This window comes from Hymenobacter sp. B81 (genome assembly GCF_044628455.1).
GTDB lineage: Bacteria > Bacteroidota > Bacteroidia > Cytophagales > Hymenobacteraceae > Solirubrum.
Genome location: NZ_JBIYZW010000003.1, coordinates 38,767 through 64,170, shown reverse-complemented (window position 1 = coordinate 64,170; position 25,404 = coordinate 38,767). Strand labels below are relative to the sequence as shown.

General features: G+C 59.4%; 25 protein-coding genes and 1 tRNA gene. All 26 read right to left on the bottom strand.

Annotation, left to right across the window (positions count from 1 at the left end; translation table 11 throughout):
* Nucleotides 1-25 precede the first annotated feature (25 nt).
* The 26 genes from rpsC to tuf all read right to left on the bottom strand — a co-directional run bounded on the left by rpsC (nucleotide 26) and on the right by tuf (nucleotide 25,385).
* A complete protein-coding gene (gene rpsC, locus ACE191_RS17185) occupies nucleotides 26-937 on the bottom strand; it encodes a 30S ribosomal protein S3 (protein ID WP_400193472.1) in 912 nt (303 codons plus the stop codon).
* A 5-nt stretch (nucleotides 938-942) separates the two neighbouring features.
* Entirely contained in the window at nucleotides 943-1,446 is a 504-nt protein-coding gene (gene rplV, locus ACE191_RS17180) for a 50S ribosomal protein L22 (protein WP_400193471.1), read from the bottom strand.
* A gap of 3 nt (nucleotides 1,447-1,449) precedes the next feature.
* Nucleotides 1,450-1,728 carry a 30S ribosomal protein S19 gene (gene rpsS, locus ACE191_RS17175; protein WP_078013193.1) on the bottom strand — a complete coding sequence of 93 codons (279 nt, stop codon included), beginning with the start codon at nucleotides 1,726-1,728 and terminating at the stop codon, nucleotides 1,450-1,452.
* Nucleotides 1,728-2,555: a 50S ribosomal protein L2 gene (gene rplB / locus ACE191_RS17170; protein WP_400193470.1), complete on the bottom strand. Its 828-nt coding sequence runs from the start codon at nucleotides 2,553-2,555 to the stop codon at nucleotides 1,728-1,730. Before rplB ends, rpsS begins: the two co-directional genes overlap by 1 nt.
* Before the next feature lie 55 nt (nucleotides 2,556-2,610).
* Complete coding sequence (gene rplW, locus ACE191_RS17165) at nucleotides 2,611-2,898, bottom strand: 50S ribosomal protein L23 (RefSeq protein WP_400193469.1); 288 nt, start codon at nucleotides 2,896-2,898, stop codon at nucleotides 2,611-2,613.
* Entirely contained in the window at nucleotides 2,898-3,536 is a 639-nt protein-coding gene (gene rplD, locus ACE191_RS17160) for a 50S ribosomal protein L4 (RefSeq protein ID WP_400193468.1), read from the bottom strand. Before rplD ends, rplW begins: the two co-directional genes overlap by 1 nt.
* Nucleotides 3,537-3,541: 5 nt before the next feature.
* Complete coding sequence (gene rplC, locus ACE191_RS17155; protein ID WP_400193467.1) at nucleotides 3,542-4,162, bottom strand: 50S ribosomal protein L3; 621 nt, start codon at nucleotides 4,160-4,162, stop codon at nucleotides 3,542-3,544.
* Nucleotides 4,163-4,408: 246 nt separating this feature from the next.
* Entirely contained in the window at nucleotides 4,409-5,716 is a 1,308-nt protein-coding gene (locus tag ACE191_RS17150) for an O-antigen ligase family protein (RefSeq protein WP_400193466.1), read from the bottom strand.
* Nucleotides 5,717-5,908: 192 nt separating this feature from the next.
* Nucleotides 5,909-6,214 carry a 30S ribosomal protein S10 gene (gene rpsJ / locus ACE191_RS17145; RefSeq protein ID WP_106930172.1) on the bottom strand — a complete coding sequence of 102 codons (306 nt, stop codon included), beginning with the start codon at nucleotides 6,212-6,214 and terminating at the stop codon, nucleotides 5,909-5,911.
* A 24-nt stretch (nucleotides 6,215-6,238) separates the two neighbouring features.
* Nucleotides 6,239-8,377, bottom strand: a complete 2,139-nt coding sequence (gene fusA / locus ACE191_RS17140; RefSeq protein WP_151078216.1) for an elongation factor G — start codon at nucleotides 8,375-8,377, stop codon at nucleotides 6,239-6,241.
* A 93-nt stretch (nucleotides 8,378-8,470) separates the two neighbouring features.
* Nucleotides 8,471-8,938 (bottom strand): 30S ribosomal protein S7, encoded by a 468-nt coding sequence (gene rpsG / locus ACE191_RS17135; protein ID WP_151078217.1) that lies wholly within the window; start codon nucleotides 8,936-8,938, stop codon nucleotides 8,471-8,473.
* 112 nt (nucleotides 8,939-9,050) lie between these two features.
* Nucleotides 9,051-9,479, bottom strand: coding sequence for a 30S ribosomal protein S12 (gene rpsL, locus ACE191_RS17130; RefSeq protein WP_078013202.1), 429 nt, complete (start codon nucleotides 9,477-9,479; stop codon nucleotides 9,051-9,053).
* Between the two features lie 224 nt (nucleotides 9,480-9,703).
* Nucleotides 9,704-9,997 carry a hypothetical protein gene (locus ACE191_RS17125; protein WP_400193465.1) on the bottom strand — a complete coding sequence of 98 codons (294 nt, stop codon included), beginning with the start codon at nucleotides 9,995-9,997 and terminating at the stop codon, nucleotides 9,704-9,706.
* Between the two features lie 54 nt (nucleotides 9,998-10,051).
* Complete coding sequence (locus ACE191_RS17120) at nucleotides 10,052-10,798, bottom strand: class I SAM-dependent methyltransferase (RefSeq protein ID WP_400193464.1); 747 nt, start codon at nucleotides 10,796-10,798, stop codon at nucleotides 10,052-10,054.
* 66 nt (nucleotides 10,799-10,864) lie between these two features.
* Complete coding sequence (locus tag ACE191_RS17115; RefSeq protein WP_400193463.1) at nucleotides 10,865-11,194, bottom strand: DUF3467 domain-containing protein; 330 nt, start codon at nucleotides 11,192-11,194, stop codon at nucleotides 10,865-10,867.
* An 89-nt stretch (nucleotides 11,195-11,283) separates the two neighbouring features.
* Nucleotides 11,284-11,691, bottom strand: coding sequence for a hypothetical protein (locus tag ACE191_RS17110; protein WP_400193462.1), 408 nt, complete (start codon nucleotides 11,689-11,691; stop codon nucleotides 11,284-11,286).
* A gap of 373 nt (nucleotides 11,692-12,064) precedes the next feature.
* Nucleotides 12,065-16,408: a DNA-directed RNA polymerase subunit beta' gene (gene rpoC / locus ACE191_RS17105; RefSeq protein WP_400193461.1), complete on the bottom strand. Its 4,344-nt coding sequence runs from the start codon at nucleotides 16,406-16,408 to the stop codon at nucleotides 12,065-12,067.
* A 340-nt stretch (nucleotides 16,409-16,748) separates the two neighbouring features.
* Nucleotides 16,749-20,633, bottom strand: a complete 3,885-nt coding sequence (gene rpoB / locus ACE191_RS17100; RefSeq protein WP_400193460.1) for a DNA-directed RNA polymerase subunit beta — start codon at nucleotides 20,631-20,633, stop codon at nucleotides 16,749-16,751.
* 255 nt (nucleotides 20,634-20,888) lie between these two features.
* Nucleotides 20,889-21,269 (bottom strand): 50S ribosomal protein L7/L12, encoded by a 381-nt coding sequence (gene rplL / locus ACE191_RS17095; protein ID WP_227765564.1) that lies wholly within the window; start codon nucleotides 21,267-21,269, stop codon nucleotides 20,889-20,891.
* A gap of 60 nt (nucleotides 21,270-21,329) precedes the next feature.
* Nucleotides 21,330-21,884 (bottom strand): 50S ribosomal protein L10, encoded by a 555-nt coding sequence (gene rplJ / locus ACE191_RS17090; RefSeq protein WP_345222285.1) that lies wholly within the window; start codon nucleotides 21,882-21,884, stop codon nucleotides 21,330-21,332.
* 15 nt (nucleotides 21,885-21,899) lie between these two features.
* The gene (gene rplA, locus ACE191_RS17085) at nucleotides 21,900-22,598 is read right to left on the bottom strand and encodes a 50S ribosomal protein L1 (RefSeq protein WP_400193459.1); all 699 of its coding nucleotides are present in this window, start codon (nucleotides 22,596-22,598) and stop codon (nucleotides 21,900-21,902) included.
* Between the two features lie 12 nt (nucleotides 22,599-22,610).
* Nucleotides 22,611-23,054 carry a 50S ribosomal protein L11 gene (rplK, locus tag ACE191_RS17080; protein ID WP_078013211.1) on the bottom strand — a complete coding sequence of 148 codons (444 nt, stop codon included), beginning with the start codon at nucleotides 23,052-23,054 and terminating at the stop codon, nucleotides 22,611-22,613.
* A gap of 112 nt (nucleotides 23,055-23,166) precedes the next feature.
* Nucleotides 23,167-23,727, bottom strand: a complete 561-nt coding sequence (gene nusG, locus ACE191_RS17075) for a transcription termination/antitermination protein NusG (RefSeq protein ID WP_151078228.1) — start codon at nucleotides 23,725-23,727, stop codon at nucleotides 23,167-23,169.
* Nucleotides 23,728-23,747: 20 nt separating this feature from the next.
* Nucleotides 23,748-23,942, bottom strand: a complete 195-nt coding sequence (gene secE / locus ACE191_RS17070; RefSeq protein WP_400193458.1) for a preprotein translocase subunit SecE — start codon at nucleotides 23,940-23,942, stop codon at nucleotides 23,748-23,750.
* A gap of 68 nt (nucleotides 23,943-24,010) precedes the next feature.
* Nucleotides 24,011-24,081 (bottom strand) — tRNA-Trp (locus ACE191_RS17065).
* A gap of 116 nt (nucleotides 24,082-24,197) precedes the next feature.
* Nucleotides 24,198-25,385: an elongation factor Tu gene (gene tuf / locus ACE191_RS17060; protein ID WP_400193457.1), complete on the bottom strand. Its 1,188-nt coding sequence runs from the start codon at nucleotides 25,383-25,385 to the stop codon at nucleotides 24,198-24,200.
* Nucleotides 25,386-25,404 lie beyond the last annotated feature (19 nt).

The following is a 25,404-nucleotide window of genomic DNA, read 5'->3' as shown; positions in this document are numbered from 1 at the left end:
TCGAAAAAGAAGTGGAAGAGAAGGACTAACGACGGGGGCCACGGCCAGCGCCGCCACCACCCGGGTTGCCACCACGGTTGCCACCGGCACCCTGGCCGCCACGGTTGCCACCGGCACCGCCACCAAAGCCGCCGCGGCTGTCACCGGCGCCACGCGGGCCACGGTCACCACCACCACGCGGGCCCCGGTCGCCGCCACGGCCACCACGGTCGCCCCGCTCGCCGCGGTCACCACGCTCGCCGCGCGGGCCCCGGTCGTTGCCACCCTGGCCCTGCTGCTGGGTCAGCAGCTGGTTGGGCGACAAGTCGGGCTTGCCGAATACCTCACCGCGCATGATCCACACCTTGATGCCGATTTTGCCATACACCGTCTGGGCTTCCGAGAGGGCGTAGTCAATATCAGCGCGGAGGGTGTGCAGCGGGGTGCGGCCTTCCTTGTATTGTTCCGAACGGGCAATTTCAGCACCGCCGAGGCGGCCGCCGCACTGCACCTTGATGCCTTCAGCACCTACCCGCAGGGCGGCCTGAATGGCTTGCTTCATGGCGCGACGGAACGAGATACGCGCCTGCAGCTGCTGGGCGATGCTTTCGCCGACCAGCTTGGCGTCGAGTTCCGGACGCTTGATTTCGAAGATGTTGATCTGAACGTCCTTGCTCGTGAGCTTCTTGAGTTCGTCCTTGATCTTATCAACTTCCTGACCACCCTTACCGATTACCACGCCCGGACGGGCGGTGTTGATGGTGATGGTGATGCGCTTGAGGGTACGCTCGATGATGATCTTCGAGATGCCGCCCTTGGGGATGCGCGCCAGGATGTATTTGCGGATTTTTTCGTCTTCGACCAGTTTGTCAGCAAAGTCTTTGCCGCCGTACCAGTTCGAATCCCAACCCTTGATGATGCCGAGGCGGAAACCTACCGGATTAACTTTCTGTCCCATAATACTTATTCGGTGGCGTCGGCCGCGGTTTGGGTATCAGCTTTCTTGGTCGAGCGACGCGTCGTCTTCTTCGGAGCCTCTTCGGCAGCCGGAGCAACGGCAGCGGCGGGCGCAGTTTCCTGCTTGGCGGCGGCGTCCTTCAGACCCTGGCGGCTGCCAATGGCTTCCACCTTCGAATCAATGATCAGCGTGACGTGGTTGCTGCGCTTGCGGATGCGGTGGCCACGGCCCTGGGGGGCGGGGCGCAGACGCTTCAGCTGACGGCCTTCATCCACGAAAATCTCTTTGATGTAGAGGTTGGCGTCTTCAATGCGCTCGTCCTCGTTCTTCTGCTGCCAGTTGGCCAGGGCCGACAGGAGCAGTTTCTCGATGCGCTCGGCGCCCGAATTAGCCTCAAACTTCAACAAGCCCAAGGCACGGGTAACGCTTTTGCCGCGTACGAGGCCGGCCACGAGGCGCATTTTGCGCGGCGAGGTCGGAACATTACGGAGTTTGGCTACTGCTTCCATGTCTTAGCGCTTGCCTTTGTCTTTTTTGGCGACGTGGCCGCGGAAGTTGCGCGTGGGCGCGAACTCACCGAGCTTGTGACCGACCATGTTTTCGGTCACGTACACCGGGATAAATTTATTGCCGTTGTGTACGGCGAAGGTATGCCCTACGAAGTCCGGCGAAATCATCGAGCGGCGCGACCAGGTCTTTACCACCGATTTCTTGTTGGACTCCTCCATCACCTGCACCTTCCGCTCCAGGCGGAAGTCGATGTACGGGCCTTTTTTAAGCGAACGTGCCATTACTTCTTGCCTTTACGCGAAACGATGAGTTGCTCAGAGTACTTGTTCTTGTTGCGGGTTTTGGCGCCCTTGGCAAGCAGACCCTTGCGGCTGCGCGGGTGACCACCGCTCGAGCGGCCTTCACCACCACCCATCGGGTGATCAACCGGGTTCATTGCCACACCACGTACGCGCGGACGAACACCCAACCAACGGTTACGGCCGGCTTTGCCGAGACGTACGTTCATGTGGTCGCCGTTCGATACCGTGCCAACCGTGGCCATGCAGGTAACCAGTACCATGCGCATCTCGCCCGAGGGCAGTTTCAGCGTCGCGTACTTGTCTTCGCGGGCCACCAGCTGGGCGTAGGTGCCAGCCGAGCGGGCCATTACCGCACCAGCACCGGGCTGCAGCTCGATGTTGTGGACAATGGTACCCAGCGGCATGTTGCGCAGCAGCAGGGCGTTGCCCACTTCCGGGGAAGCCGAGGGACCAGCTACTACCGTAGCGCCCACCGTCAGACCAGCCGGAGCGATGATGTAGGCCTTCTCGCCGTCAGCGTAGCTGAGCAGGGCAATGCGGGCCGTGCGGTTGGGGTCGTACTCGATCGACTTGACGGTAGCCGGCACATCGTGCTTGCTGCGCTTGAAGTCGATTACGCGGTACTTCTGCTTGTGACCACCGCCGATGTAGCGGTTGGTCATTTTTCCGGAATCATTCCGGCCACCGGATTTTTTGAGGGGTGCCAACAGCGACTTCTCCGGCGTCGACGTGGTAATCTCGTCGAAGGCCGGGGCGATGCGGAAGCGCTGACCCGGTGATGTTGGTCTTAGTTTTTTGAGTGCCATTGCTTAGCTGAAATGCTCTTGCGGGGGGCGTCCCCGCACGAAACGATGGTGCTGCTTAGATGCCGCTGTAGAAGTCGATTACGTCGCCTTCCTTCACGGTCACGATGGCTTTTTTGCCATGCGGACGGCGGCCAATCACAGCACCCGTCTTCGTGAACTTCGACTTGAGCTTGCCGTTGGTGCGGATGGTGTTGATGCTCACCACCGTCACGCCGTACAGCTGCTCGATTTCTTTCTTGATCTGAACCTTGTTGGCGGTACGCTCTACCGAGAAGGCGTACTGGCCTTTCTCGTTCAGCGCCGTGGCCTTCTCGGTCACGATGGGCTTCTTGATCGTGCTCATTACTCAGCGGCCGTGTAAAGTTGGTTGAGCGCCTGCAGGCCGTCTTCCGACAGCAGCAGGGTGTCCGTGTTCAGCAGGTCGTGCGTGTTCAGGGCAACGGGCGTAGCCACTTTCACCTTCTGAATGTTGCGGGCCGACAGCACCACGTTCTTGTTTACTTCGCCGGTTACCAGCAGGGTCTTCTTGCCGTTGTTCAGCTTCAGACCGCTCAGGATGTTGAGGAAGTCTTTGGTGCGGGGAGTTTCGATGCTGAAGTTCTCCACCAGCGCCAAGCGGTTTTCGCGGGCCAGTACCGACAGGGCCGACAGACGGGCCAGCTGCTTGGTTTTCTTGTTCACCTTGAAACCGTAGTCGCGCGGCTTGGGACCGAATACGCGGCCACCGCCGATGAACACCGGCGACTTCATCGAACCAGCACGGGCACCGCCGGTGCCTTTCTGCTTCTTCAGTTTCTTGGTCGTGCGGGCTACCTCAGCACGTTCCTTCGATTTGTGCGTGCCCTGGCGCTGGTTAGCCAAGTACAGCTTCACGTCGAGGTACATGGCGTGCTCGTTCGGCTCCAGCCCGAAGATGGCGTCAGACAGCGTCACCTTGCGGCCGGTGTCCTCACCTTTGATCGTCAATACAGAGAGTTCCATCGCGCCTATTTCTCCAGAATCACGTAACCGTTTTTAGCACCGGGCACCGAGCCGCTCACCAGGATGAGGTTGTGCTCGAGCATCACGCGCATCACCTTCAGGTTCTGCACCTTCACCCGGTCGCCGCCCATGCGGCCAGCCATACGCATGCCTTTGAACACGCGCGAGGGCCAGGAGCAGGCACCGATCGAACCGGGGTGACGGCCGCGATTGTGCTGGCCGTGGGTCTGACCGCCTACACCGGCGAAGTTGTGGCGCTTTACAACGCCCTGGAAGCCCTTGCCTTTGGAAGTACCAACCACGTCGACGAAGTCGCCTTCAACGAAGTACTCGGCATTCACTTCGGCGCCGAGCGTGTACGAAGCCACGTCGTCGGTGCGGAATTCCACGAGTTTCTTGCGGGGGGTAACGCCCGCCTTAGCGAAGTGCCCTGCCAACGGTTTGTTGGTGTTCTTGGGCTTCTTGTCGCCGTACCCGAGTTGAACGGCCGTGTAGCCGTCGTTCTCGAGCGTTTTCACCTGCGTCACTACGCACGGACCAGCTTGGATGAGCGTGCAGGGCACGTTCTTGCCGTCCGGAGTGAAGAGGCTTGTCATACCGATTTTCTTACCGATAATGCCAGGCATTCGAATGGGGTTTGGGAAAAAGACACAGTAGAAAACGCCCGAATGGCGTTTTCGGAAAGGGAGTGCAAAGCTAGGCAATTGTAAAGACAAAATTGCAACCGCTTCTGAAATAATTTCCAGGAGCCGGGGGCTGACTTGCGGCTAGCAGTCAGCACGTTCGGTGGTGGGCCGGCGCAGTTGGCAATGGGCCCTGCCGGCGCCGAACGCGGAAATGGTCAATAATTTGTGGAGCCGCCCCACTGGCCTTTAAACCGGGCGCCAGGCGCCGCCGGGTCCGTTCGTGGCCGCGGTCTGGGGCGGCAGGCTGCTCAAGGGCAGCAGTAGGAAGAACAAGCCGAAGGTGATGCCCGTCTGAGTTTCCAACGTGGGCTCAACCAAGAACGAGAGGGTAACGATAAGGTACTGGGCCCGCAGCAACGGAGCCGGCTGGCAGCGCACCCACCACAGCGGAAAGTAAAAGCACAGCAGCCAGGCCAGTAGCCCCACCCCCCCGAAAGCAGCCAGGTAGTACAGAAACTGGTTGTGGGGCTTGATGTAGGATTCGGCGCCGATCTGCGGAAAATACCGACGGTAGCGGGCGGCCATTTCTGCTTCCATATCGGCCTTGCCCACCCCAATCAGGGGATGGTCGCGCACGATGTGCAGCGCTGCCTGATAAGAGTAGACCCGCCCTACCAGGGAATAGTTGTTGGCCGAGCGCGTGTGCTCCACCTTACCGGCATCCTCGCGGGTATTGTGGTACTTGTTGTAGAAGGTGGGCAGCAGCCAGTAGCTCAGCACCGGCAGCATAATCAGCAACAGGCCCAGGCGCAGTACGCGCGGCCAGTCGCGCCGCCGCAACACTACCAGCAGGCCCACGCTGGCCAGGGCGTAGAACGCCATCAGCCCGCTGCGCACGGCCAGCAAGTGCAGGTACCCGACCAGAAAAGCCGTAGCCACCAGCACCAACTGCCGCGCCCGACCCGCCAGGCAGCCCTGCTCCAGCAACACGGCCCCCACCACTATCGAAAGTGCCACCAGCAAGCTGAACCGAATGTGGTCGGGCACGGTGGGCATTACCTGCGAATGCGTGTACAGCTCGTTGATTTCCCGGGCGTGCAACAGGTAATAGCCCGTGCTGCCCAGCGCCGAGCAGACGGTAAGCGCCAGCAGCAGGCCGTAAAGTCGGCGCAGGTGAGCAGTGGGCAGCGGCGGCAACAACCAGAAAGCCAGGGGCAGCAGCAGAAACGGCAGCTGCAGTACAACGTCGGTCCAGAACAGCTTGGCGTGCGCGGCTTCGGTGTTCAGCCCCGTGAGCAGGTGCAAGGCAAATACCAGAGCCAGGGCGGCGTATACCGGCCACTTCTGCTGCTGACCTATTTGCCGGTAAACCACCGCGTACCCAATGCCCGTCAGCGCCAGCGCCGCCAAGCCAATGCTGGACAGCGCGCGGAAAAACGGAACGGTGAACAGCCCCGTGATGATGAGGCCGCAGCTGATGCTCGCGGCCAGTTGCACGCGCTCAACAGACCACCAGGGCGGAACGGAAGAAGCAGTGAAAATAAGCAAAGACATAAAGCGTGAAGCCCAGGCTGCACGGGTGAGACGAAACGCAAGTTACTTATTTCGTGCCAGCCCGCCGGACCAGCGGTTGTACGCCGATCCAACCGGCTCGGCCTCATGAGTCCGCTTTTCGGCTAATGGTTGTAAACAAAAACACCCCGCTGGAAAACCAGCGGGGTGTTTTGCTATCGGGCTAAGCTAGCCTCAGACTTTGATTTCTACGTCAACGCCGCTGGGCAGTTCCAGCTTCATCAGGGCGTCTACCGTCTTCGACGAAGTCGAGTAGATGTCCACGAGGCGCTTGTAGGTGCAGAGTTGGAACTGCTCACGGGCCTTCTTGTTCACGTGGGGCGAACGGAGAACGGTGAACTTGTCTTTCTCAGTGGGCAAAGGAATCGGGCCGCTTACGATGGCACCGGTTGCTTTCACCGCCTTTACGATCTTCTCCGACGACTTGTCGACGAGGTTATGATCGTAGGACTTCAGTTTGATGCGAATTTTCTGGTTCATGATGTCAGCTTGGGAAAGCAACGATTATTTACCGCCTTTTACTTTGGCGATGATGCCCTCGGCCAGGTTCATCGGCACCTGCTCGTAGTGCGAGAAGGTAAGCGAAGCCGAAGCGCGGCCCGAGGAGATGGTGCGCAGGTCGGTTACGTAGCCGAACAGTTCCGACAGCGGAACGTCAGCCTTGATAACCTGGGCACCAGCCTTCGTGTCCATGCCTTTCATGATGCCACGACGACGGTTCAAGTCACCCGTTACCGGGCCCGTGTACTCGTCCGGCGACACTACTTCAACGGCCATGATGGGCTCGAGCAGCTTCGGCGCGCAGCGCGGGGCCGCCTCTTTGTAGCCCAGACGAGCCGCCATTTCGAACGACAGGGCGTCCGAGTCCACATCGTGGTACGAGCCGTGGAAGATCTTCACGCGCATCGAGTCCATGGGGAAGCCGGCCAGTACGCCGTTCTTCATGGCCTCTTCGAAACCCTTCTGGATCGGGGCAATGAATTCGCGCGGAATAACCCCACCGGTGATGCCGTTGACGAATTCCAGACCGGGTTTCTCCGGCTCGGTTTCTTTCGGGCCCAGTTCAAACTCGATGTGAGCGAACTTACCACGACCACCCGTCTGCTTCTTGTAGACTTCGCGGTGCTCGATGGTTTTGGTAATCATCTCCTTGTAGGCTACCTGCGGAGCACCCTGGTTGATTTCAACCTTGAACTCGCGACGCATCCGGTCGATGATGATTTCCAGGTGAAGCTCACCCATGCCGCGCAGTACCGTCTGGCCCGTTTCGGGGTCGGTGAATACCGTCAGGGTGGGGTCTTCTTCCACGAGTTTGGCAATGGCCATACCCATCTTGTCCACGTCGGCCTGGGTCTTCGGCTCAATAGCGTAGCCGATTACGGGCTCGGGGAACGACATCGACTCGAGTACGAGACGGTCTTTCTCTTCCGTCAGCGTGTCACCGGTCTTGATGTCCTTGAAACCCACGCCGGCGGCAATGTCACCAGCCTGGATCTTGTCGATGGGGTTCTGCTTGTTGGAGTGCATCTGCATCAGACGCGAGATGCGCTCCTTCTTGCCCGTGCGGTTGTTGAACACGTACGAACCCGACTCGAGCTGACCCGAGTAGCAGCGGAAGAAGCACAGACGGCCCACGAAGGGGTCGGTGGCAATCTTGAACGCCAGGGCGGTGAACGGCTCCGAGTTGTCGGGGTGACGCTCTACTTCCTCGCCCGTGTCGGGGTTGGTACCGATGATAGCCGGCATGTCGAGCGGCGAGGGCAGGTAGGCCATTACGCCGTCCAGCATCGACTGCACACCTTTGTTTTTGAAGGCCGAGCCGCACATTACGGGCGAGAACTTCATGTCGATTACCGCCTGGCGGATAACGACCATCATTTCCTCGCGGGTGATGCTGTCCGGATCTTCGAAGAATTTCTCCAGCAGGGCGTCGTCGTATTCGGCTACGCTTTCTACCAGCTTCTGGCGCCACTCGGCTACCGTCTCCACCAGATCCTCGGGAACCGGGATTTCGTGGTACGATTTGCCCTGGGTTGCGTCGTCCCACACGATGGCTTTGCCGGTGAGCAGGTCAACTACGCCCTTGAAGGTGTCTTCGGCACCGATCGGAATCTGCAGGGGCACGGGGTTGGCGCCCAGCTTGTCTTTGATTTCGGTTACGGCCTTGAAGAAGTCAGCACCGGCGCGGTCCATCTTGTTGACGAAGCAGATGCGCGGCACTTTGTACTTGTCGGCCTGACGCCATACGGTTTCCGACTGCGGCTCTACGCCCGAAACGGCGCAGAACAGAGCGACGGCACCGTCGAGCACCCGCAGCGAGCGTTCAACCTCTACGGTGAAGTCAACGTGGCCGGGGGTATCAATCAGGTTGATTTTGTACTGCTTGGTTTCTGGCGTCGGGTCGCCGTTGGCGTCCGTGGGGTAGTTCCAGAAGGTGGTAGTAGCAGCCGACGTGATGGTGATACCACGCTCCTGCTCCTGCTCCATCCAGTCCATCGTGGCGGCACCTTCGTGCACTTCCCCGATTTTGTGGGTTTTACCGGTGTAGTAGAGGATACGCTCCGACGTGGTGGTCTTACCGGCGTCGATGTGCGCCATAATCCCAATGTTGCGGAGGTACTGAAGGTCTTTATTTACGGCCATTGTCGTAGTAGGGCTTAGGGACTTAGGGCTTAGAACTTAGTGGAGGGCTAACCAAAACCACCAGGTCCTAATTCCTAAGTCCCTAAAAACTCTTTAGAATCGGAAGTGCGAGAAGGCCTTGTTGGCTTCCGCCATGCGGTGGGTGTCGTCCTTCTTCTTGACGGCGGCACCTTCGCCTTTGGCGGCAGCAATGATTTCGCCGGCCAGCTTGTCCTTCATGGTCTTCTCACCGCGACGACGCGAGTATTGAATGAGCCATTTCGAACCCACGGCGATACGACGGTCGGGGCGAACTTCGGTGGGCACCTGGAAGGTAGCACCGCCTACGCGGCGGCTCTTTACTTCCACGGTCGGCATCACGTTGTTCAGGGCTTTGCGCCACTGCTCCAGGCCGTTTTCCTTGGTGCGGGCTTCTACCTGCTCCAAGGCGTCGTAGAAGATGCCATACGAGAGGCTCTTCTTGCCGTCGTACATCAGGTAGTTAACGAAACGGGTAACCAGCGTCTCGCCGAACTTGGGGTCCGGCAGCAGAATGCGCTTCTTCGGTTTTGCTTTTCTCATGATTTCGAAAGGGCTTGGCGACTGTGCTTAGAGTGGAATCAGGCTTCACACGCCGCGAGGCGTATTACTCAGACCCCTGATTCAGGCACTGACAGCCGTCAGAGTGACCTTATTACTTTTTCTTACCTGCGGGTTTGCCGCCTTTGCCAGCTGCTGCGGCCGGTTGGCCGGGCTTCGGACGCTTGGCACCGTACTTCGAGCGACGCTGCAGACGGCCGTTTACGCCGGCGGTGTCGAGGGCACCACGGATGATGTGGTAACGCACGCCCGGCAGGTCTTTTACGCGGCCACCGCGGATCAGCACGATGCTGTGCTCCTGCAGGTTGTGGCCTTCGCCCGGGATGTAGGCGTTAACTTCCTTGCCGTTGGTCAGGCGCACGCGAGCTACTTTACGCATGGCCGAGTTCGGCTTCTTGGGCGTGGTGGTGTACACGCGGGTGCACACGCCACGGCGCTGGGGGCACGAATCAAGAGCCGGCGACTTGGATTTCGTCGTCAGCTTCTCGCGGCCTTTGCGCACTAATTGGTTGATGGTTGGCATCTAAATGGGGTTTGTGCCGGGAGGGTCTTCTCCCAAAAAATTAGGCTTGCAAAGGTAGACAGTCTGATTTACAATAGCAAACGAGGATTCTAACTAACCGCGAAAGGCTTGTACTGCTCAAACTCAGTGCGTTGCTCCGCCCGGTTTTGCCCCTTCACCCGCTCTACGGCCCTGCAGGCGACCTTATACAAGGAGAGAGGGCACTGGCTCAGCCCCCGGCGGGGCTATTCCAGCGCCTGCAAGGTCACCGGGCCCAGGTCGGCGCAGCGGCTGAGCACGTAGCCCAGCACCGTCAGACTCGTGTGGCTGCGGCCGTAGTCGCAGAAGTAGAGGCCGTACTCGGCGCGCTGCAGCTCGGCGTCTGGCATTCCGGTTAAGCTGCCCGAGCCGCGGTATTCATGCCGGCCCAGCTCGTCGCGGTAATCCAAGTGCGGGGCTGTGCCAAGAATGGCGGCGGCCTGCTCAGTCGTCAGCACGCAGATAATGCGGTACTCGTAGCCCATTTCCACTAAACACATTGCTGCTTTCGGTAAACTTAGTTACCAATAAACCAGAATGATATATTGGTTTACTTACTGCTCGGTAATGGACCCGGCGCGCAGAAAGATCGGGAAGCACACCTCGCGCTTTTCTTCGCCCCACAGTGCCCGCAGCTGTGGCTCAATTTGCCCCAGCGGCTCCTCCCCTACTGCCCGGCGGTAGCGCTGCACGCTGCTCCAGGTCTGCAAATAACGCAGAAACCGCTCGGCATCCCAGCTTTGGCGCTCCGCAAATCTGCACTGCTGCATCTGGGAAAACGGAAACGGAAGGCAAGCAAACTCGTCGTCGATGTGGCGGCGGTTCGCGTCCCAGTACGGCCCGACGATGCGGGTGTAGAAGTGCTGAATCAGCGGGTCGATCTGCTCGTTGACCTTCACCAGGCCGTAGCCCCACTCGGCCACCACGGCCCCGGGCCGGGCCACGCGCCGCGCCTCGCGGTGAAACGCCTCGGCGTCGAACCAGTGCAGGGCCTGCGCCACGGTTATCAGGTCGAAGCTGCCGGCGGCAAAGGGCGTGCGTTCGGCGGGGCTGACGCGGTAGTGAACATTCGGCTGCGGCACGACCTGCGCCAGCTGCTCCGGGCTGATGTCGGTAGCTTCTACGCGGGTGAAGTGCGGCGCTAGATCGGCGGCTACCTGGCCGTTGCCGGTGCCGCAGTCCCAGGCCGCCGCCCGGCCGGGCGTGAGGGAAAGCAGAAAGTCGTAGAGCGCCGGCGGGTAGCCGATGCGGAACTGTGCGTACTGGGCGGCGTGGCCGGAGAAACGGTCGAGGGGCGGCATAATGGGCAATGATAAGGGCCAGCCGCGTTGCCGCCCTGGCCCTGTTGAAACGCGCGGGAGAAGGGCCTAGGCCTCCCCCATCGTCCCGCTGAAGTTCATCGGGAAGCTGGGCATCTCGCCCTGGGCTTTCACCGGGCCGAAGCTGCGCTCGTAGCGTTCGATGTTGTCAGCCAGGGCCGCGAGCAGGCGCTTGGCGTGCTCGGGAGTGATGACCACGCGAGCCTTCACCTTGGCTTTGGGCAGGCCTGGCATCAGCCGGATGAAGTCGATAACGAACTCGCTGCTGCTGTGGGCAATCATGGCCAGGTTGGCGTACTCGCCTTCGGCAATGTCTTCCGAGAGTTCGATGTTGATCTGCTGTTCTTCGGGGCCAGGAGTGGGCGGTTGTTGGGTCATATTAGGTTGCGGGAAGTGACGAAGAATCGGTAGGCCCAAGCTACGTACAGCCTTAGCTTGGATGAAGGTAATTTTTAAAAGTTGCTTTACTAGCCACTGTACGCATCCGCAGCCCGGCGGAGCTTCTCGTTGGTGAACTGCTTGATTACGCCTATCCCCACTACACGCGCCCCTTCCCGGATTTCAAATACCTCGCCCACCAATAGTTTACGCTCGAACAGGCAGGCTGATACGAGGTATACCTTGGCTTCAACTTCTTCCCCGGGCCAGCACTCATCTTGATTGATAAATACCTGCAAACCCGACGTCTGCATTTCATCGAAGGGAAACCTTACCTGCGCTCGGTAGCCAGAACGCACTGGTGTGCGGCGCCCGCCCTCCTCAGCGGTGTTGTAACGTATCAGAGCTATGAAATCCTCGGGGCGCACATTCTTTTGGGAGGCCTTCACGTGACTTTCCGGGGTCGTGTTCAGCTGGCGGAGTAAGCAATCTGGCATAGCTTCCGGCACATCGGGATACGTTGTCCAAGATAACCCGAAAAGGCAAGCCCGCCGGAATTGCTTCTGCCGCAGACTTCCGTTAAGGGTTGAAGCCCGCAACAGCACGTCCGGCACCGCTCGTCAGCAGTTTCTGCCCAACACGTTATTACGACTTGCCAAAAAGACTGCGGTCTTTCACCCAAAAGACTGCAGTCTTTTGCCCAAGACGATAGGACGAGTTGGCGGAAACGTACTGTCGCTTCCAGACAAACGTGCCGACAGTTCCGAGCAAGGGTACTGATACTCGCCCCAAGGGCCGCGGCGGTAGGCCCCAACACAAGAAAAGCCCGCCAGAATTGCTTCCGGCGGGCTTCCTTACTCGATCAGTCGATTACTCGGCCGATACTTCGCGCTTGCTGCGGCTGGCGCGGGGCCGGGCCTCGGCCGCGGCCGGGGCAGCGGCCACCGGCTCGGGGTCTTCGGTCGAGCCCACGATGATGCGCTGGTACTCCCGCAGGCCGGTACCGGCCGGGATGAGGTGACCAACAATCACGTTCTCCTTCAGGCCCAGCAGCTCGTCGGCCTTGCCACGGATGGCAGCCTCCGACAGCACCTTGGTCGTCTCCTGGAACGAAGCCGCCGAGATGAACGACTGCGTGCCCAGCGAAGCCTGGGTGATACCCTGCAGCGTGGGGCGCGATACGGCCGGCGAAGCGTCGCGCACTTCTACCAGCTTCAGGTCGCGGCGGCGCAGCGAGGAGTTTTCGTCGCGCAGCTTGCGGGCCGTCACGATCTGACCACGCTTGAGCTCCGTGGAATCGCCCTCGTCCGTCACCACTTTCATGTCGATGATGGAGTCGTTTTCTTCCATGAAGGTCACCTTGTCGATAACCTGGTGCTCGAGGAACGAGGTGTCGCCCGGGTCGATAATCACGACTTTCTGCATCATCTGGCGCACGACCACCTCGATGTGCTTGTCGTTGATTTTCACCCCCTGCAAGCGGTACACTTCCTGAATCTCGTTCACGAGGTACTCCTGCACGGCGCCGGGGCCCTGAATATTCAGGATGTCAATCGGGGTAATGGCCCCATCCGACAGCGGCGCGCCGGCGCGGATGAAGTCGTTGTCCTGCACCAGAATGTGCTTGGACAGCGGCACCATGTACTTCTTCTTGACGCCGTCCTTCGACTCGACGAAGATTTCGCGGTTGCCGCGCTTCACCGTGCCGTAGGTTACCACGCCGTCGATTTCGGCCACAACGGCCGGGTTCGACGGGTTGCGGGCCTCGAACAGCTCGGTTACGCGGGGCAGACCACCGGTGATGTCGCGGGTCTTGCCCACGGCGCGGGGAATCTTGGCTAGGATGTGACCGGCCTTGATTTTCTCGCCGTTCTCCACGTTGATGTGCGAACCAACTGGGATGTTGTAGGCTTTCTGCGCTTCGTCGCCGCCCTTCTTGCCGGCTTTCACGATGATGGCGGGAGCCATCGTCTTGTCTTTCGACTCGATGATGACCTTCTCGCGGTGACCGGTCTGTTCGTCCGACTCCTCGCGGTAGGTGATGCCCTCCTTGATGCCGTCGTAGTTGATGGTGCCGTCGAACTCGGCCAGGATAACCGCGTTGTACGGGTCCCAGTTGTTGAGTTCGTCGCCCTTCTCCACCTCCTGGCCTTCTTCCACCAGCAGGAACGAGCCGTAGGGCACGTGGTTCGAGATAAACACCTTGCCGGTGCCTTTCTCCACGATGCGCACTTCACCCGAGCGGCCCATCACCACTTTGCCCTTCACGCCGTCCTCGGTCACGGTATCCACGGTGCGGATATCCTCGAACTCGATGACGCCGGCGAACTTGGCGCGGATGCTGGCTTCAACGGCGATGTTGGAGGCCGTACCACCCACGTGGAAGGTACGCAGCGTGAGCTGGGTACCCGGTTCGCCGATGGACTGGGCCGCAATTACGCCGACCGCTTCGCCTTTCTGGACCATGCGGCCCGACGACAGGTTACGACCGTAGCACTTGCCGCAGATCCCACGCTTGGCTTCGCAGGTCAGCACCGAGCGGATTTCCACCGATTCAATGCTGGTGTTGTCGATGCGACGGGTGATTTCCTCGGTGATTTCCTCGCCAGCCGGCAGGATAATCTCGTCGGTGAGCGGGTCGATGATATCGTGCACCGCCACGCGGCCCAGGATACGCTCGGCCAGCGGCTCTACCACGTCTTCGTTGTCCTTCAGGGCGAAGGTCTCGATGCCGCGCAGCGTACCGCAGTCCACGTCGTTTACAATCACGTCCTGCGACACGTCTACCAGACGACGCGTCAGGTAGCCGGCGTCAGCCGTCTTCAGAGCGGTGTCGGCCAGACCCTTACGGGCACCGTGGGTCGAAATGAAGTACTCGATTACGTCCAGGCCTTCTTTGAAGTTGGACAGGATCGGGTTTTCGATGATTTCACCGACCGAACCCTGCAACGACTTCTGCGGCTTGGCCATCAGACCACGCATCCCGCCGAGCTGACGAATCTGCTCGCGCGAGCCGCGGGCACCGGAGTGCATCATCATGTAGATCGAGTTGAAACCCTGGTCGTCCGTTTCGAGACGACGCATGAGCGTCTCCGTAATCTGGTTGTTGATGCGCGTCCAGATGTCGATAACCTGGTTGTAACGCTCGTTGTCGGTAATCAGACCCATCTGGTAGTTCTGGGTTACCGCATCCACGTCGGCCTTGGCCTGCGCGATGAGGGCGTCCTTCTCCTTCGGAATCTGAATGTCACCCAGACCCATGCTCAGACCGCCTTTGAAGGCCGACTGGAAGCCGAGGGTCTTGATGTCGTCGAGGAACTGAGCGGTACGGGCCATGCCCGTGCGCTTGAACACCAGCGAGATGATCTGCTGGAGCTTCTTCTTGGTGAGCAGCTCGTCCACGAAGCCTACCTCCTCGGGCACGTGCAGGTTGAAGAGCACGCGGCCGGCCACCGTCTCGATGACCTTGGTCACGAGCTGGTCGTTCTCGTCGCGCACCTTCGTGCGCACCTTGATGTAGGCCTGCTTCGAGAGTTGCTTTTCGTTGATAGCAATAACCACTTCCTCCGAGGAGTAGAAGGTCATGCCTTCGCCCTGAATCTTCTCGGTTTCGGTGCTGCGCTTGCCTTTGGTCACGTAGTACAAGCCCAGAACCATGTCCTGCGACGGTACCGCGATGGGCGCGCCGTTGGCCGGGTTCAGGATGTTGTGCGAGGCCAGCATGAGCATGGAGGCTTCCAGCACGGCGGCCGGCCCGAGGGGCACGTGCACGGCCATCTGGTCACCGTCAAAGTCAGCGTTGAAGGCGGTACACACCAGCGGGTGCAGCTGGATGGCCTTGCCCTCGATCAGGCGCGGCTGGAACGCCTGGATACCCAGACGGTGCAGCGTAGGAGCACGGTTCAGGAGCACCGGGTGGCCTTTCAGCACGTTCTCCAGGATGTCCCATACCACGGCGTCCTTGCGGTCCACGATTTTCTTGGCCGACTTCACCGTCTTCACGATGCCGCGCTCGATGAGCTTGCGGATGATGAACGGTTTGAACAGCTCGGCCGCCATGTTCTTGGGCAGACCGCACTCGTGCAGCTTCAGCTCGGGGCCCACCACGATAACCGAACGGCCCGAGTAGTCGACGCGCTTACCGAGCAGGTTCTGACGGAAGCGGCCCTGCTTGCCTTTCAGCATGTCGGACAGCGACTTCAGGGCGCGGTTGCCTTCGGCGCGCACGGCATTCACCTTGCGCGAGTTGTCGAACAGCGAGTCCACGGCTTCCTGCAGCATGCGCTTCTCGTTGCGCAGAATCACCTCCGGCGCCTTGATTTCGATCAGGCGCTTGAGGCGGTTGTTGCGGATGATAACGCGACGGTACAGGTCGTTCAGGTCGGAGGTAGCAAAGCGGCCACCGTCCAGGGGCACCAGGGGGCGCAGCTCCGGCGGAATTACCGGCACCATGCGAATCACCATCCACTCGGGACGGTTTTCCACGCGGGTGTTGGCTTCGCGGAAGGCTTCCACCACGCGCAGGCGCTTCAGGGCTTCGGCCTTGCGCTGCTGCGAGGTTTCGTGGGCGGCGGAGTCGCGCAGCGAGTAGCTCAGCTCGTCCAGGTTCAGGCGCTCGAGCAGCATGTACAGCGCGTCGGCACCCATGCGGGCGATGAACTTCTGCGGGTCCTCGTTGGGCAGCATCTGGTTCTCGCGGGGGAGCTTGTCGATGATGTCCAGGTATTCGTCTTCCGTCAGGAAGTCGTACTGCTGCACGCCTTCGGCCTCGAGCACGCCCGGCTGCACTACCACGTAACGCTCGTAGTAGATGATCTGGTCGAGCTTCTTGGTGGGCAGGCCCAGCAGGTAGCCGATTTTATTGGGCAGCGACTTGAAGTACCAGATGTGCGCGACGGGCACCACCAGTTCGATGTGGCCCATCCGCTCGCGGCGCACTTTCTTCTCGGTCACCTCCACGCCGCAACGGTCGCAGATGATGCCCTTGTAGCGAATGCGCTTGTATTTGCCGCAGTGGCACTCCCAGTCCTTCACCGGCCCGAAGATCCGCTCGCAGAACAGACCGCCCATTTCGGGCTTGTACGTGCGGTAGTTGATCGTCTCGGGCTTCACTACTTCCCCGTTCGAGCGCTCCAGAATGGCTTCGGGAGAGGCGAGCGAGATGGTGACTTTCGAGAAGTCCTGCACCAGCTTTTTCGTTTTTGCAAACGCCATGTTGCTTGTTTGTTAAGCTGTTAGCTTGTTGCTGTTCACTGTTTCCGTTCCTGTACCTGGCCGAAGCCAGACCGCAGAATCGGGTAACAGTTCGACTCAGGTAAAAGTGCTCTGCGGGTCGGATAGGTACGCCGCGCAGTAGGTTTTATCAGGTCTGAGGGTGAAGCCAGGTTGTGGCTTCCTTCGACCGGCCGGTTGATGACTTTTCGGGTGGATTGAGCTGTCCTGACCATATCTCGGAACAGCACCCGGAAAGCATGTCTTGCAGCCGCTCGTACTACGCGCGAAATGGTTGCCGGCCCCCGCAGGCGCCGACAACCATTCTGTTCGCAGCTATTAACTAGTCCAGCGTGATTTCCAGGGCCAGACCACGCAGCTCGTGAATGAGTACGTTGAACGACTCCGGGATATTCGGCTTGGGCAGCACGTCGCCCTTCACAATGGCTTCGTAGGCTTTGGCGCGGCCAATCACGTCGTCCGATTTCACCGTCAGGATTTCCTGCAGGATGTTCGAGGCGCCGAAGGCTTCCAGGGCCCACACTTCCATTTCGCCGAAGCGCTGGCCACCGAACTGCGCCTTACCACCCAGCGGCTGCTGCGTGATGAGCGAGTACGGACCGATGGAACGGGCGTGCATCTTGTCGTCGACCAAGTGACCGAGCTTGAGCATGTAAATCACGCCCACGGTTACCGGCTGGTCGAAACGGTCGCCCGAGAGGCCGTCGTGCAGGTAGGCCCGGCCCCAATCCGGCAGGCCGGCGTCGGTCAGCTCCTTGGCCACCTCTTCTTCGGTACCCCCGTCGAAGATGGGCGTCGAGTACTTGCGGCCCAGCTTGAGGCCGGCCCAGCCCAGTACCGTTTCGTAGATCTGGCCGATGTTCATGCGGCTCGGTACCCCCAGCGGGTTGAGCACGATGTCCATCGGGGTGCCGTCGGGCAGGAAGGGCATGTCCTCGTCGCGCACGATACGGGCTACTACGCCCTTGTTACCGTGGCGGCCGGCCATCTTGTCACCCACCTTCAGCTTGCGCTTCTTGGCGATGTACACCTTGGCCAGCTGCACGATGCCGGCGGGCAGCTCGTCGCCTACTTCCAGCGTAAACCGGTCGCGCTTGAAGCGGGCCGTTACGATGTTGCGGCGCTTGGTGTAGTTTTTCACCAGCTCCACCAGCATGCGGTTCACCTTCTCGTCGGCGGTCCAGTTCTCCAGGATCAGGTCCTTGAACATGTTCACCTCCTCGGGCACGGCGTAGTTGCTCTCGTCCTTGTAGGGGTTCTTGTCGGGGAACAGTGCTTCCGAGATGTTCTTCTTCCCGAATTTCACGCCCTTCGACAGGATTTCATCGCCGAAGCGGTGCTTGATGCCCTGCGAGGTTTTGCCCTCGAGCAACTGCACCAGCTTGTCGATCATCACAGCCCGCACCCCGCGCAGCTCGGCGGCGTAGCGCTCCTTAAGCTCCTCCACTTCGCGCTTGGACTTGGCCCGCAGGTTTTTGTCTTTCTTGGGGCGCGAGAACAGCTTGGTTTCGATAACCACGCCCTGCAGGGAGGGCGGCGCCTTGAGGGAGGCGTCCTTCACGTCGCCGGCTTTGTCGCCGAAGATGGCGCGCAGCAGCTTCTCTTCCGGGGTCGGGTCGGTTTCGCCCTTGGGCGTAATCTTGCCGATCAGGATGTCGCCTTCGCGCACTTCCGCGCCGATGCGGATAATGCCGTTCTCGTCGAGGTTGCGCACGGCTTCCTCGCTCACGTTCGGAATTTCCGAGGTCAGCTCTTCTTCGCCGCGCTTGGTTTCGCGGACTTCCAGCTCGAACTCTTCGATGTGAATCGAGGTGAAGATGTCGTCGCGGACTACCTTCTCCGAAATCACGATGGCATCCTCGAAGTTGTAACCCTGCCAGGGCATAAATGCCACCTGCATGTTACGACCCAGGGCCAGCTCGCCGCCTTCGGTTGCGTAGCCTTCGCACAGGGGCTGACCTTTCTCGACCCGCTCCCCGCGCTTCACGATCGGGGTCAGGTTGATGCAGGTATCCTGGTTGGTGCGACGGAACTTGATCAGATCGTAGGTTACGCGCTCGGCGTCGAAGCTCACGAGGATGTCTTCGGCCGAGAGGTCGTACTTGACGATGATCTTGTTGGCATCCACGTAGTCGATGGTGCCGGGGCCTTCGGCCACGACCAGGGCGCGCGAGTCGATGGCTACGCGGCCTTCGAGACCGGTACCCACGATGGGCGCCTGCGGCCGCAGCAACGGCACGGCCTGGCGCTGCATGTTCGAGCCCATCAGCGCACGATTGGCGTCGTCGTGCTCCAGGAACGGAATCATCGACGCGGCCACCGATACAATCTGGTTCGGGGCAATGTCCATGTAGGTGTACTCGGCCGGCTCTACCACCGGGAAGTCACCCTCGAAGCGGCCCTTCACGCGGTCCGACAGGAAGTTGCCGTTGTCATCGAGGCGGGCGTTGGCCTGCGCGATGTGGTGGGTGTCTTCCTCTTCGGCCGTCAGGTACTTCACGTTCTCGCTCATGTCTACCATGCCGTTCTGCACGGTGCGGTAGGGCGTTTCGATGAAGCCCATTGAGTTCACGCGGGCGTGCACGCACAGCGACGAAATCAGACCGATGTTCGGTCCTTCCGGCGTTTCGATGGTGCAGAGGCGGCCGTAGTGCGTGTAGTGTACGTCACGTACTTCGAAACCTGCCCGTTCGCGCGACAGACCGCCCGGCCCGAGTGCCGATACGCGACGCTTGTGCGTCACTTCGGCCAGCGGGTTGGTTTGGTCCATGAACTGCGACAACTGGTTGGTGCCGAAGAACGAGTTGATAACCGACGACAGCGTGCGGGCGTTGATCAGGTCAACGGGCTTGAAGTCCTCGTTGTCGCGCACGTTCATGCGCTCCTTGATGGTACGCGCCATGCGGGCCAGGCCCACGCCGAACTGGGCGTAAAGCTGCTCGCCCACGGTGCGCACGCGGCGGTTCGACAAGTGGTCAATGTCGTCGACTACGGCCTTCGAGTTGATCAGGCCGATCAGGTACTTCACGATCAGGACGATGTCCTCGTTGGTCAGTACACGGGCTTCCCAGTTCTTGTCGAGGCCCAGCTTCTTGTTGATGCGGTAGCGGCCCACATCCCCCAAGTCATAACGCTTATCCGAGAAGAACAGCTTCTGGATGATGTCACGGGCAGTTTCTTCGTCGGGTGCTTCGGTGTTGCGCAGCTGACGGTAAATCTGCTCTACAGCTTCCTTCTCCGAGTTGGAGTTGTCTTTCTGCAGGGTGTTGTAGATGATGGCGAAGTCGGCGATGTTGACATTTTCGCGGTGCAGGATGATGGACTTCACCCCCGAGTTCACGATGGTGTCGATGTCCTCGTCCTCCACGGTCGAGTCGCGCTCCAGCAGCACCTCGTTGCGGTCGATGGAAACTACCTCGCCGGTGTCCTCATCCACGAAGTCTTCCGTCCAGGTGCGCAGCACGCGGGCGGCCAGCTTGCGGCCAACTACTTTCTTGAGGGTTTTCTTGTCGGCCTTCACCTCTTCCGACAGCCCGAACAGGTCGAGGATGTCTTTGTCGGTGCCGTAGCCGATGGCGCGCAGCAGCGTGGTAACCGGGAATTTCTTCTTGCGGTCGATGTAGGCGTACATCACGTTGTTCACGTCCGTGGCAAACTCAATCCACGAGCCCTTGAACGGAATGATGCGCGCCGAGTACAGCTTGGTACCGTTGGTGTGCTTGCTCTGGGCGAAGAACACGCCCGGCGAGCGGTGCAGCTGCGATACGATAACCCGCTCGGCCCCGTTAATGACGAAGGAGCCCTTTTCCGTCATGTAGGGAATGTTCCCGAGGAACACTTCCTGCTCGATGGTTTCGAAGTCCTCGTTGTCGGCGTCGTTGCACAGCAGGCGCAGCTTGGCCTTCAGGGGTACCGAGTACGTCAGGCCGCGGTCGATGCACTCGTCGACCGAGTACTTGGGCGGATCGACGTGGTAATCCATAAACTGCAGCACGAAATTCTCGCGCGAGTCCGAAATCGGGAAGTTCTCGGCAAACACCTTGAACAAACCTTCATCCGTACGATTCTCGGCGGCCGTCTCGAGCTGAAAGAAATCCTGGAACGACTGCAACTGCACGTCCAGGAAATCCGGATACTCAATAACCTTCTTAATCTTGGCGAAGTTGATCCGCTCCTCGGCCGAAGCCGTTTTCTTGCGTGTAGCCAACGTGTAAGGGGGTTAAAATGTCTGGGGGTGAAACGTCAAACTTTGCGTAGATTCCCCACGTAGACGCGCGAAAACGCCCCTGGGGGCGTGGAAACCGCGTTTGGCAAAGTTTGTAGGCTACAAACAGGAAAAGACCTGACTTAGTTGCCAGGCCTTCTCCATGCTTGTTGGGCGGGTCGAAACGGAAACGGCTGACTGAATGGTCACCGGTAACCGCGGGGTCCGTCCGATGAAGCAGGTGGGGTCGGAGGGTAATTACTTAACCTCTACTTCAGCACCAGCTTCTTCCAGCTGCTTCTTCAGGCCTTCAGCCTCGTCTTTGGCAACACCTTCTTTCAGGGGCTTCGGAGCGCCGTCAACCAGTTCTTTGGCTTCCTTCAGGCCCAGGCCGGTCAGGTCTTTCACCAGCTTCACTACAGCCAGTTTCTGAGCGCCAGCTGACTTCAGGATTACGTCGAACGAAGTCTTCTCTTCGGGAGCCTCAGCAGCAGCGCCAGCGCCACCGCCAGCCATCATTACCGGAGCAGCAGCTGCCGGCTCGATGCCGTACTCGTCCTTCAGGATGGTTGCCAGTTCGTTAACTTCTTTAACGGTCAGGCTAACGAGCTGCTCTGCAAATGCTTTCAGATCTGCCATTTTGCAAAAAATTTGGGGGTGTTGTTGAAAACGATTGAATTGAATGAAAGAGAGCAGCGGTTAGCCTGCGGCCTCTTCTTTTTCCGAGAGGGTTTTGAGGATGCCAGCCAGCTTGTTGCCGCCGCTCTGCAGAGCGCCGATAACGTTTTTGGCGGGCGACTGGAGCAGACCGATGATTTCACCGATGAGTTCCTGCTTGCCTTTGATGGTGGCCAGCGTTTCGAGCTGGTTGGCACCCACGAACAGGTCGCTGTCGAGGTAAGCGCCTTTCAGCACCGGCTTCGGCACTACGTTCTTGCCGTAGTTCTGCGACTTGTAAAAGTCCTTCAGCAGCTTGGCAGGGGCCGAGCCCGACTCTTTCGAGAACAGGATGCCCGACTGGCCTTTCAGGGCTGCATCCAGCTCGGCGGTGTCGCCCGAGAGGCGGTCCAGCGCTTTGCGGATCAGGGTGTTCTTGTAGACCTTGTACTCCATGCCGCGCGTGTAGCACAGGCGACGGAATTCGTTGATCTTCGCCACGGTCATGCCCGAGGCATCCGTGAGGTAGAAGAAGCTGTATTCGCCGAACTTCTCGGCCAGCTCATCTACGAGGGCGTATTTTTCTTCCTTCGTCATGATCAGGCGCGTTGCTTATTTGGCGGAATTAACCTGCGTGTCAACCGGTACGCCCGGGCTCATCGTGCTCGAGAGCGTGATGCTCTTGATGTAGGTGCCCTTGGCCGACGAAGGCTTCAGACGCTGCAGGGTCTGGATCAGCTCCAGTGCGTTTTCCGCGAGTTTGTCCTCGGTGAACGACACTTTGCCAACCGAGGTGTGAATGATGCCGGTCTTGTCAACTTTGAAGTCGATCTTACCAGCCTTCACTTCCTGCACGGCCTTGGCTACGTCCGTGGTTACGGTGCCCGACTTGGGGTTCGGCATCAGGCCACGCGGACCCAATACGCGGCCCAGACGGCCTACTTTGGCCATTACGGCCGGCATCGTGATGATTACGTCGATGTCGGTCCAGCCCTTCTCGATCTTGGCGATGTAGTCGTCCAGACCAACGAAGTCAGCACCAGCAGCGGTAGCTTCGGCTTCCTTGTCCGGAGTCACCAGCGCCAGCACGCGAACCGTTTTGCCGGTACCGTGGGGCAGCGTGGCTACGCCACGTACCATCTGGTCGGCTTTGCGGGGGTCAACACCCAGGCGTACGTCGATGTCTACCGAGGCGTCAAACTTGGTGAAGGTGATTTCCTTTACCACTTTGGCCGCATCCTGCAGCGAGCGTACTTCCGTCAGGTCAAATTTGGCAAGGGCTTCCTTGCGCTTTTTGCTCACTTTTGCCATGGTCGTAGCCGATTACTTGGTGAGGGGGCTTTCGCCCGTAATGGTGAGGCCCATGCTGCGAGCGGTGCCAGCCACGAGCTTCATGGCCGACTCGATCTTGAAGGCGTTCAAGTCGGGCATTTTCGTTTCGGCAATTTGGCGGACTTGGTCCCAGGTCACCGAGCCAACCTTGTTACGGTTCGGCTCTTTCGACCCGCTCTGAATCTTCGCTGCTTCCATGAGCAGGATCGGCGCAGGCGGCGTCTTGATGACAAAGTCAAACGACTTGTCAGTGTACATGGTGATGAGAACAGGTAACACTTGGCCGGCTTTATCCTGGGTGCGAGCGTTGAACTGCTTGCAGAATTCCATGATGTTCAAGCCTTTCGAACCAAGCGCAGGTCCAATCGGCGGGGCAGGGTTTGCCGCGCCTCCCTTTACCTGAAGCTTCAGGTAACCTCTGATTTCCTTGGCCATTTGGGTTGGTTAAAGGTCGACGTTGGGTGGCGCCCAACATCGGTTCAAAAATGCTCCTATGGAAGCAACCTCGGGTCTGGAGCAGCTGACCCGGGGCCGTACTTGTAACAGTCTATACTTCTTTCTCGACCTGCGTGTAGCTCAGCTCTACGGGCTGGGCACGGCCGAAAATCTTGACAATCACGTTCAGCTTCTTGCGCTCCTCGAACACCTCGTTGACTGTGCCCGAGAAACCGTTGAACGGTCCGTCGATAACCTTCACCGTTTCGTTCACCACGAAAGGCACCTCCAGCGTGGCGGTCTGCTCTTCCGTTTCATCCACGATGCCGAGGATGCGGTTTACTTCGCTCATGCGCAGCGGCACGGGCTTGGTGTTGGCGGTTTTGCCTTCCTTGTCGCTGAGGAAGCCCAGCACCCCAGGCGTGCTGGTGATGATGTGGTCTACCTCGCCGTGGGTCAGGTCGGCATGAATCAGGATGTAGCCGGGAAAGAAGCTCCGCTCGCGCACCCGCTTCTTGCCGTTGCGCATCTCGTACACCTTCTCGGCCGGAATCAGCACCTGCGGTACCAACTCATCGAGGCCGTGGCGGTGAATCTCGGTTTCGAGGTACTGCTTGGCTTTCTTTTCTTGTCCGCTCACCGAGCGAACCACGTACCACTTCAATTCTCCCATCGGATTAGCTTAAGTCTGGGCTAGCGGAACGAGTTGTAGAACGCCTTCAACAGCGACTCAAACGACACATCCATCAGACCGACCACGATGGCAAACGCGATGGAGCCGATGAGCACCATGCCGGCGCTCTTCTGCAGCTCGGCGAAGGTCGGCCACGTAGTCTTGTAGCGCATCTCCTCGACGGTGTCGCGGAAGTATTTCGTCAGCTTGTCCATGATTGATGTGCCGGTTGACGGTAAGGCAAAAGCGGCCGCTGCACCAGCGGCCGGCCATTTGGAATCAGCACGGGCGGAGAGATTCGAACTCCCATCAAAGGTTTTGGAGACCTCTATTCTACCCTTGAACTACGCCCGTGTAAGCGTTTCCCATTTCAGAGGATTCCGAATGGGACTGCAAATGTAGGAAACTGTTTATACAAAACAAATCCGCCCCCGAAAAATCGGAGGCGGATTGTCTTGATTCAGCGGAAATTAGTCGAGGATTTCGGTCACCTGACCGGCACCTACCGTACGGCCACCTTCGCGGATAGCGAAGCGCAGACCTTTTTCCATGGCCACGGCGTTGATCAGCTCTACCGAGATGGTCACGTTGTCGCCGGGCATTACCATTTCCACGCCTTCGGCCAGCGAGATGATGCCGGTTACGTCGGTGGTGCGGAAGTAGAACTGCGGACGGTAGTTGTTGAAGAAGGGCGTGTGACGGCCACCTTCCTCTTTCGACAGCACGTAAACCTCAGCCTTGAATTTTTTGTGGGGGGTTACCGAGCCGGGCTTGCAGATAACCATGCCGCGACGGATGGCTTCTTTTTCAATGCCACGGAGCAGCAGACCTACGTTGTCGCCAGCTTCGCCACGGTCCAGGATTTTGCGGAACATCTCAACGCCGGTTACTACCGACTTGAGGTTTTCAGCACCCATGCCCAGGATTTCAACGGCTTCACCCGAGTTGATTACGCCGCGCTCGATACGACCGGTGGCAACCGTGCCACGACCCGTAATCGAGAACACGTCTTCTACCGGCATCAGGAAGGGCTGGTCGGTCAGACGGGGAGGAATCGGAATGAACGAGTCAACCGCGGCCATCAGCTCCTCGATTTTGGGAACCCAGGTAGCGTCGCCGTTCAGGCCGCCCAGGGCCGAGCCTTGGATAACCGGAATGTTGTCGCCGTCGAAGTCGTAGAACGAGAGCAGTTCGCGGATTTCCATTTCCACCAGCTCAAGCAGCTCGGGGTCATCCACCATGTCCACTTTGTTCATGAACACTACCAGCTGCGGTACACCTACCTGGCGAGCCAGCAGGATGTGCTCACGGGTCTGGGGCATCGGGCCGTCGGTAGCAGCTACCACGAGGATAGCGCCGTCCATCTGGGCAGCACCCGTTACCATGTTCTTCACGTAGTCAGCGTGACCAGGGCAGTCAACGTGAGCGTAGTGACGGTTTTCGGTGGAGTACTCGACGTGAGCGGTGTTGATGGTGATACCACGCTCTTTTTCCTCGGGCGCGTTGTCGATCGAGGAGAAGTCACGCTTGGCGGCCAGACCTTTGTTGGCCAGCACCGTGGTGATGGCAGCGGTCAGGGTCGTTTTGCCGTGGTCCACGTGACCGATCGTGCCGATGTTTACGTGCGGCTTGGAACGGTCAAAAGTTTCTTTAGCCATTGTAAAGAGATTGGGAAGA

Excerpts from the sequence above, each read along its gene's own strand:
- rpsC (WP_400193472.1), bottom strand. The coding sequence starts at position 937 with ATGGGACAGAAAGTTAATCCGGTAGGTTTCCGCCTCGGCATCATCAAG.
- rplV (WP_400193471.1), bottom strand. The coding sequence starts at position 1,446 with ATGGAAGCAGTAGCCAAACTCCGTAATGTTCCGACCTCGCCGCGCAAA.
- rpsS (WP_078013193.1), bottom strand. The coding sequence starts at position 1,728 with ATGGCACGTTCGCTTAAAAAAGGCCCGTACATCGACTTCCGCCTGGAG.
- rplB (WP_400193470.1), bottom strand. The coding sequence starts at position 2,555 with ATGGCACTCAAAAAACTAAGACCAACATCACCGGGTCAGCGCTTCCGC.
- rplW (WP_400193469.1), bottom strand. The coding sequence starts at position 2,898 with ATGAGCACGATCAAGAAGCCCATCGTGACCGAGAAGGCCACGGCGCTG.
- rplD (WP_400193468.1), bottom strand. The coding sequence starts at position 3,536 with ATGGAACTCTCTGTATTGACGATCAAAGGTGAGGACACCGGCCGCAAG.
- rplC (WP_400193467.1), bottom strand. The coding sequence starts at position 4,162 with ATGCCTGGCATTATCGGTAAGAAAATCGGTATGACAAGCCTCTTCACT.
- ACE191_RS17150 (WP_400193466.1), bottom strand. The coding sequence starts at position 5,716 with ATGTCTTTGCTTATTTTCACTGCTTCTTCCGTTCCGCCCTGGTGGTCT.
- rpsJ (WP_106930172.1), bottom strand. The coding sequence starts at position 6,214 with ATGAACCAGAAAATTCGCATCAAACTGAAGTCCTACGATCATAACCTC.
- fusA (WP_151078216.1), bottom strand. The coding sequence starts at position 8,377 with ATGGCCGTAAATAAAGACCTTCAGTACCTCCGCAACATTGGGATTATG.
- rpsG (WP_151078217.1), bottom strand. The coding sequence starts at position 8,938 with ATGAGAAAAGCAAAACCGAAGAAGCGCATTCTGCTGCCGGACCCCAAG.
- rpsL (WP_078013202.1), bottom strand. The coding sequence starts at position 9,479 with ATGCCAACCATCAACCAATTAGTGCGCAAAGGCCGCGAGAAGCTGACG.
- ACE191_RS17125 (WP_400193465.1), bottom strand. The coding sequence starts at position 9,997 with ATGTGTTTAGTGGAAATGGGCTACGAGTACCGCATTATCTGCGTGCTG.
- ACE191_RS17120 (WP_400193464.1), bottom strand. The coding sequence starts at position 10,798 with ATGCCGCCCCTCGACCGTTTCTCCGGCCACGCCGCCCAGTACGCACAG.
- ACE191_RS17115 (WP_400193463.1), bottom strand. The coding sequence starts at position 11,194 with ATGACCCAACAACCGCCCACTCCTGGCCCCGAAGAACAGCAGATCAAC.
- ACE191_RS17110 (WP_400193462.1), bottom strand. The coding sequence starts at position 11,691 with ATGCCAGATTGCTTACTCCGCCAGCTGAACACGACCCCGGAAAGTCAC.
- rpoC (WP_400193461.1), bottom strand. The coding sequence starts at position 16,408 with ATGGCGTTTGCAAAAACGAAAAAGCTGGTGCAGGACTTCTCGAAAGTC.
- rplL (WP_227765564.1), bottom strand. The coding sequence starts at position 21,269 with ATGGCAGATCTGAAAGCATTTGCAGAGCAGCTCGTTAGCCTGACCGTT.
- rplJ (WP_345222285.1), bottom strand. The coding sequence starts at position 21,884 with ATGACGAAGGAAGAAAAATACGCCCTCGTAGATGAGCTGGCCGAGAAG.
- rplA (WP_400193459.1), bottom strand. The coding sequence starts at position 22,598 with ATGGCAAAAGTGAGCAAAAAGCGCAAGGAAGCCCTTGCCAAATTTGAC.
- rplK (WP_078013211.1), bottom strand. The coding sequence starts at position 23,054 with ATGGCCAAGGAAATCAGAGGTTACCTGAAGCTTCAGGTAAAGGGAGGC.
- nusG (WP_151078228.1), bottom strand. The coding sequence starts at position 23,727 with ATGGGAGAATTGAAGTGGTACGTGGTTCGCTCGGTGAGCGGACAAGAA.
- secE (WP_400193458.1), bottom strand. The coding sequence starts at position 23,942 with ATGGACAAGCTGACGAAATACTTCCGCGACACCGTCGAGGAGATGCGC.
- tuf (WP_400193457.1), bottom strand. The coding sequence starts at position 25,385 with ATGGCTAAAGAAACTTTTGACCGTTCCAAGCCGCACGTAAACATCGGC.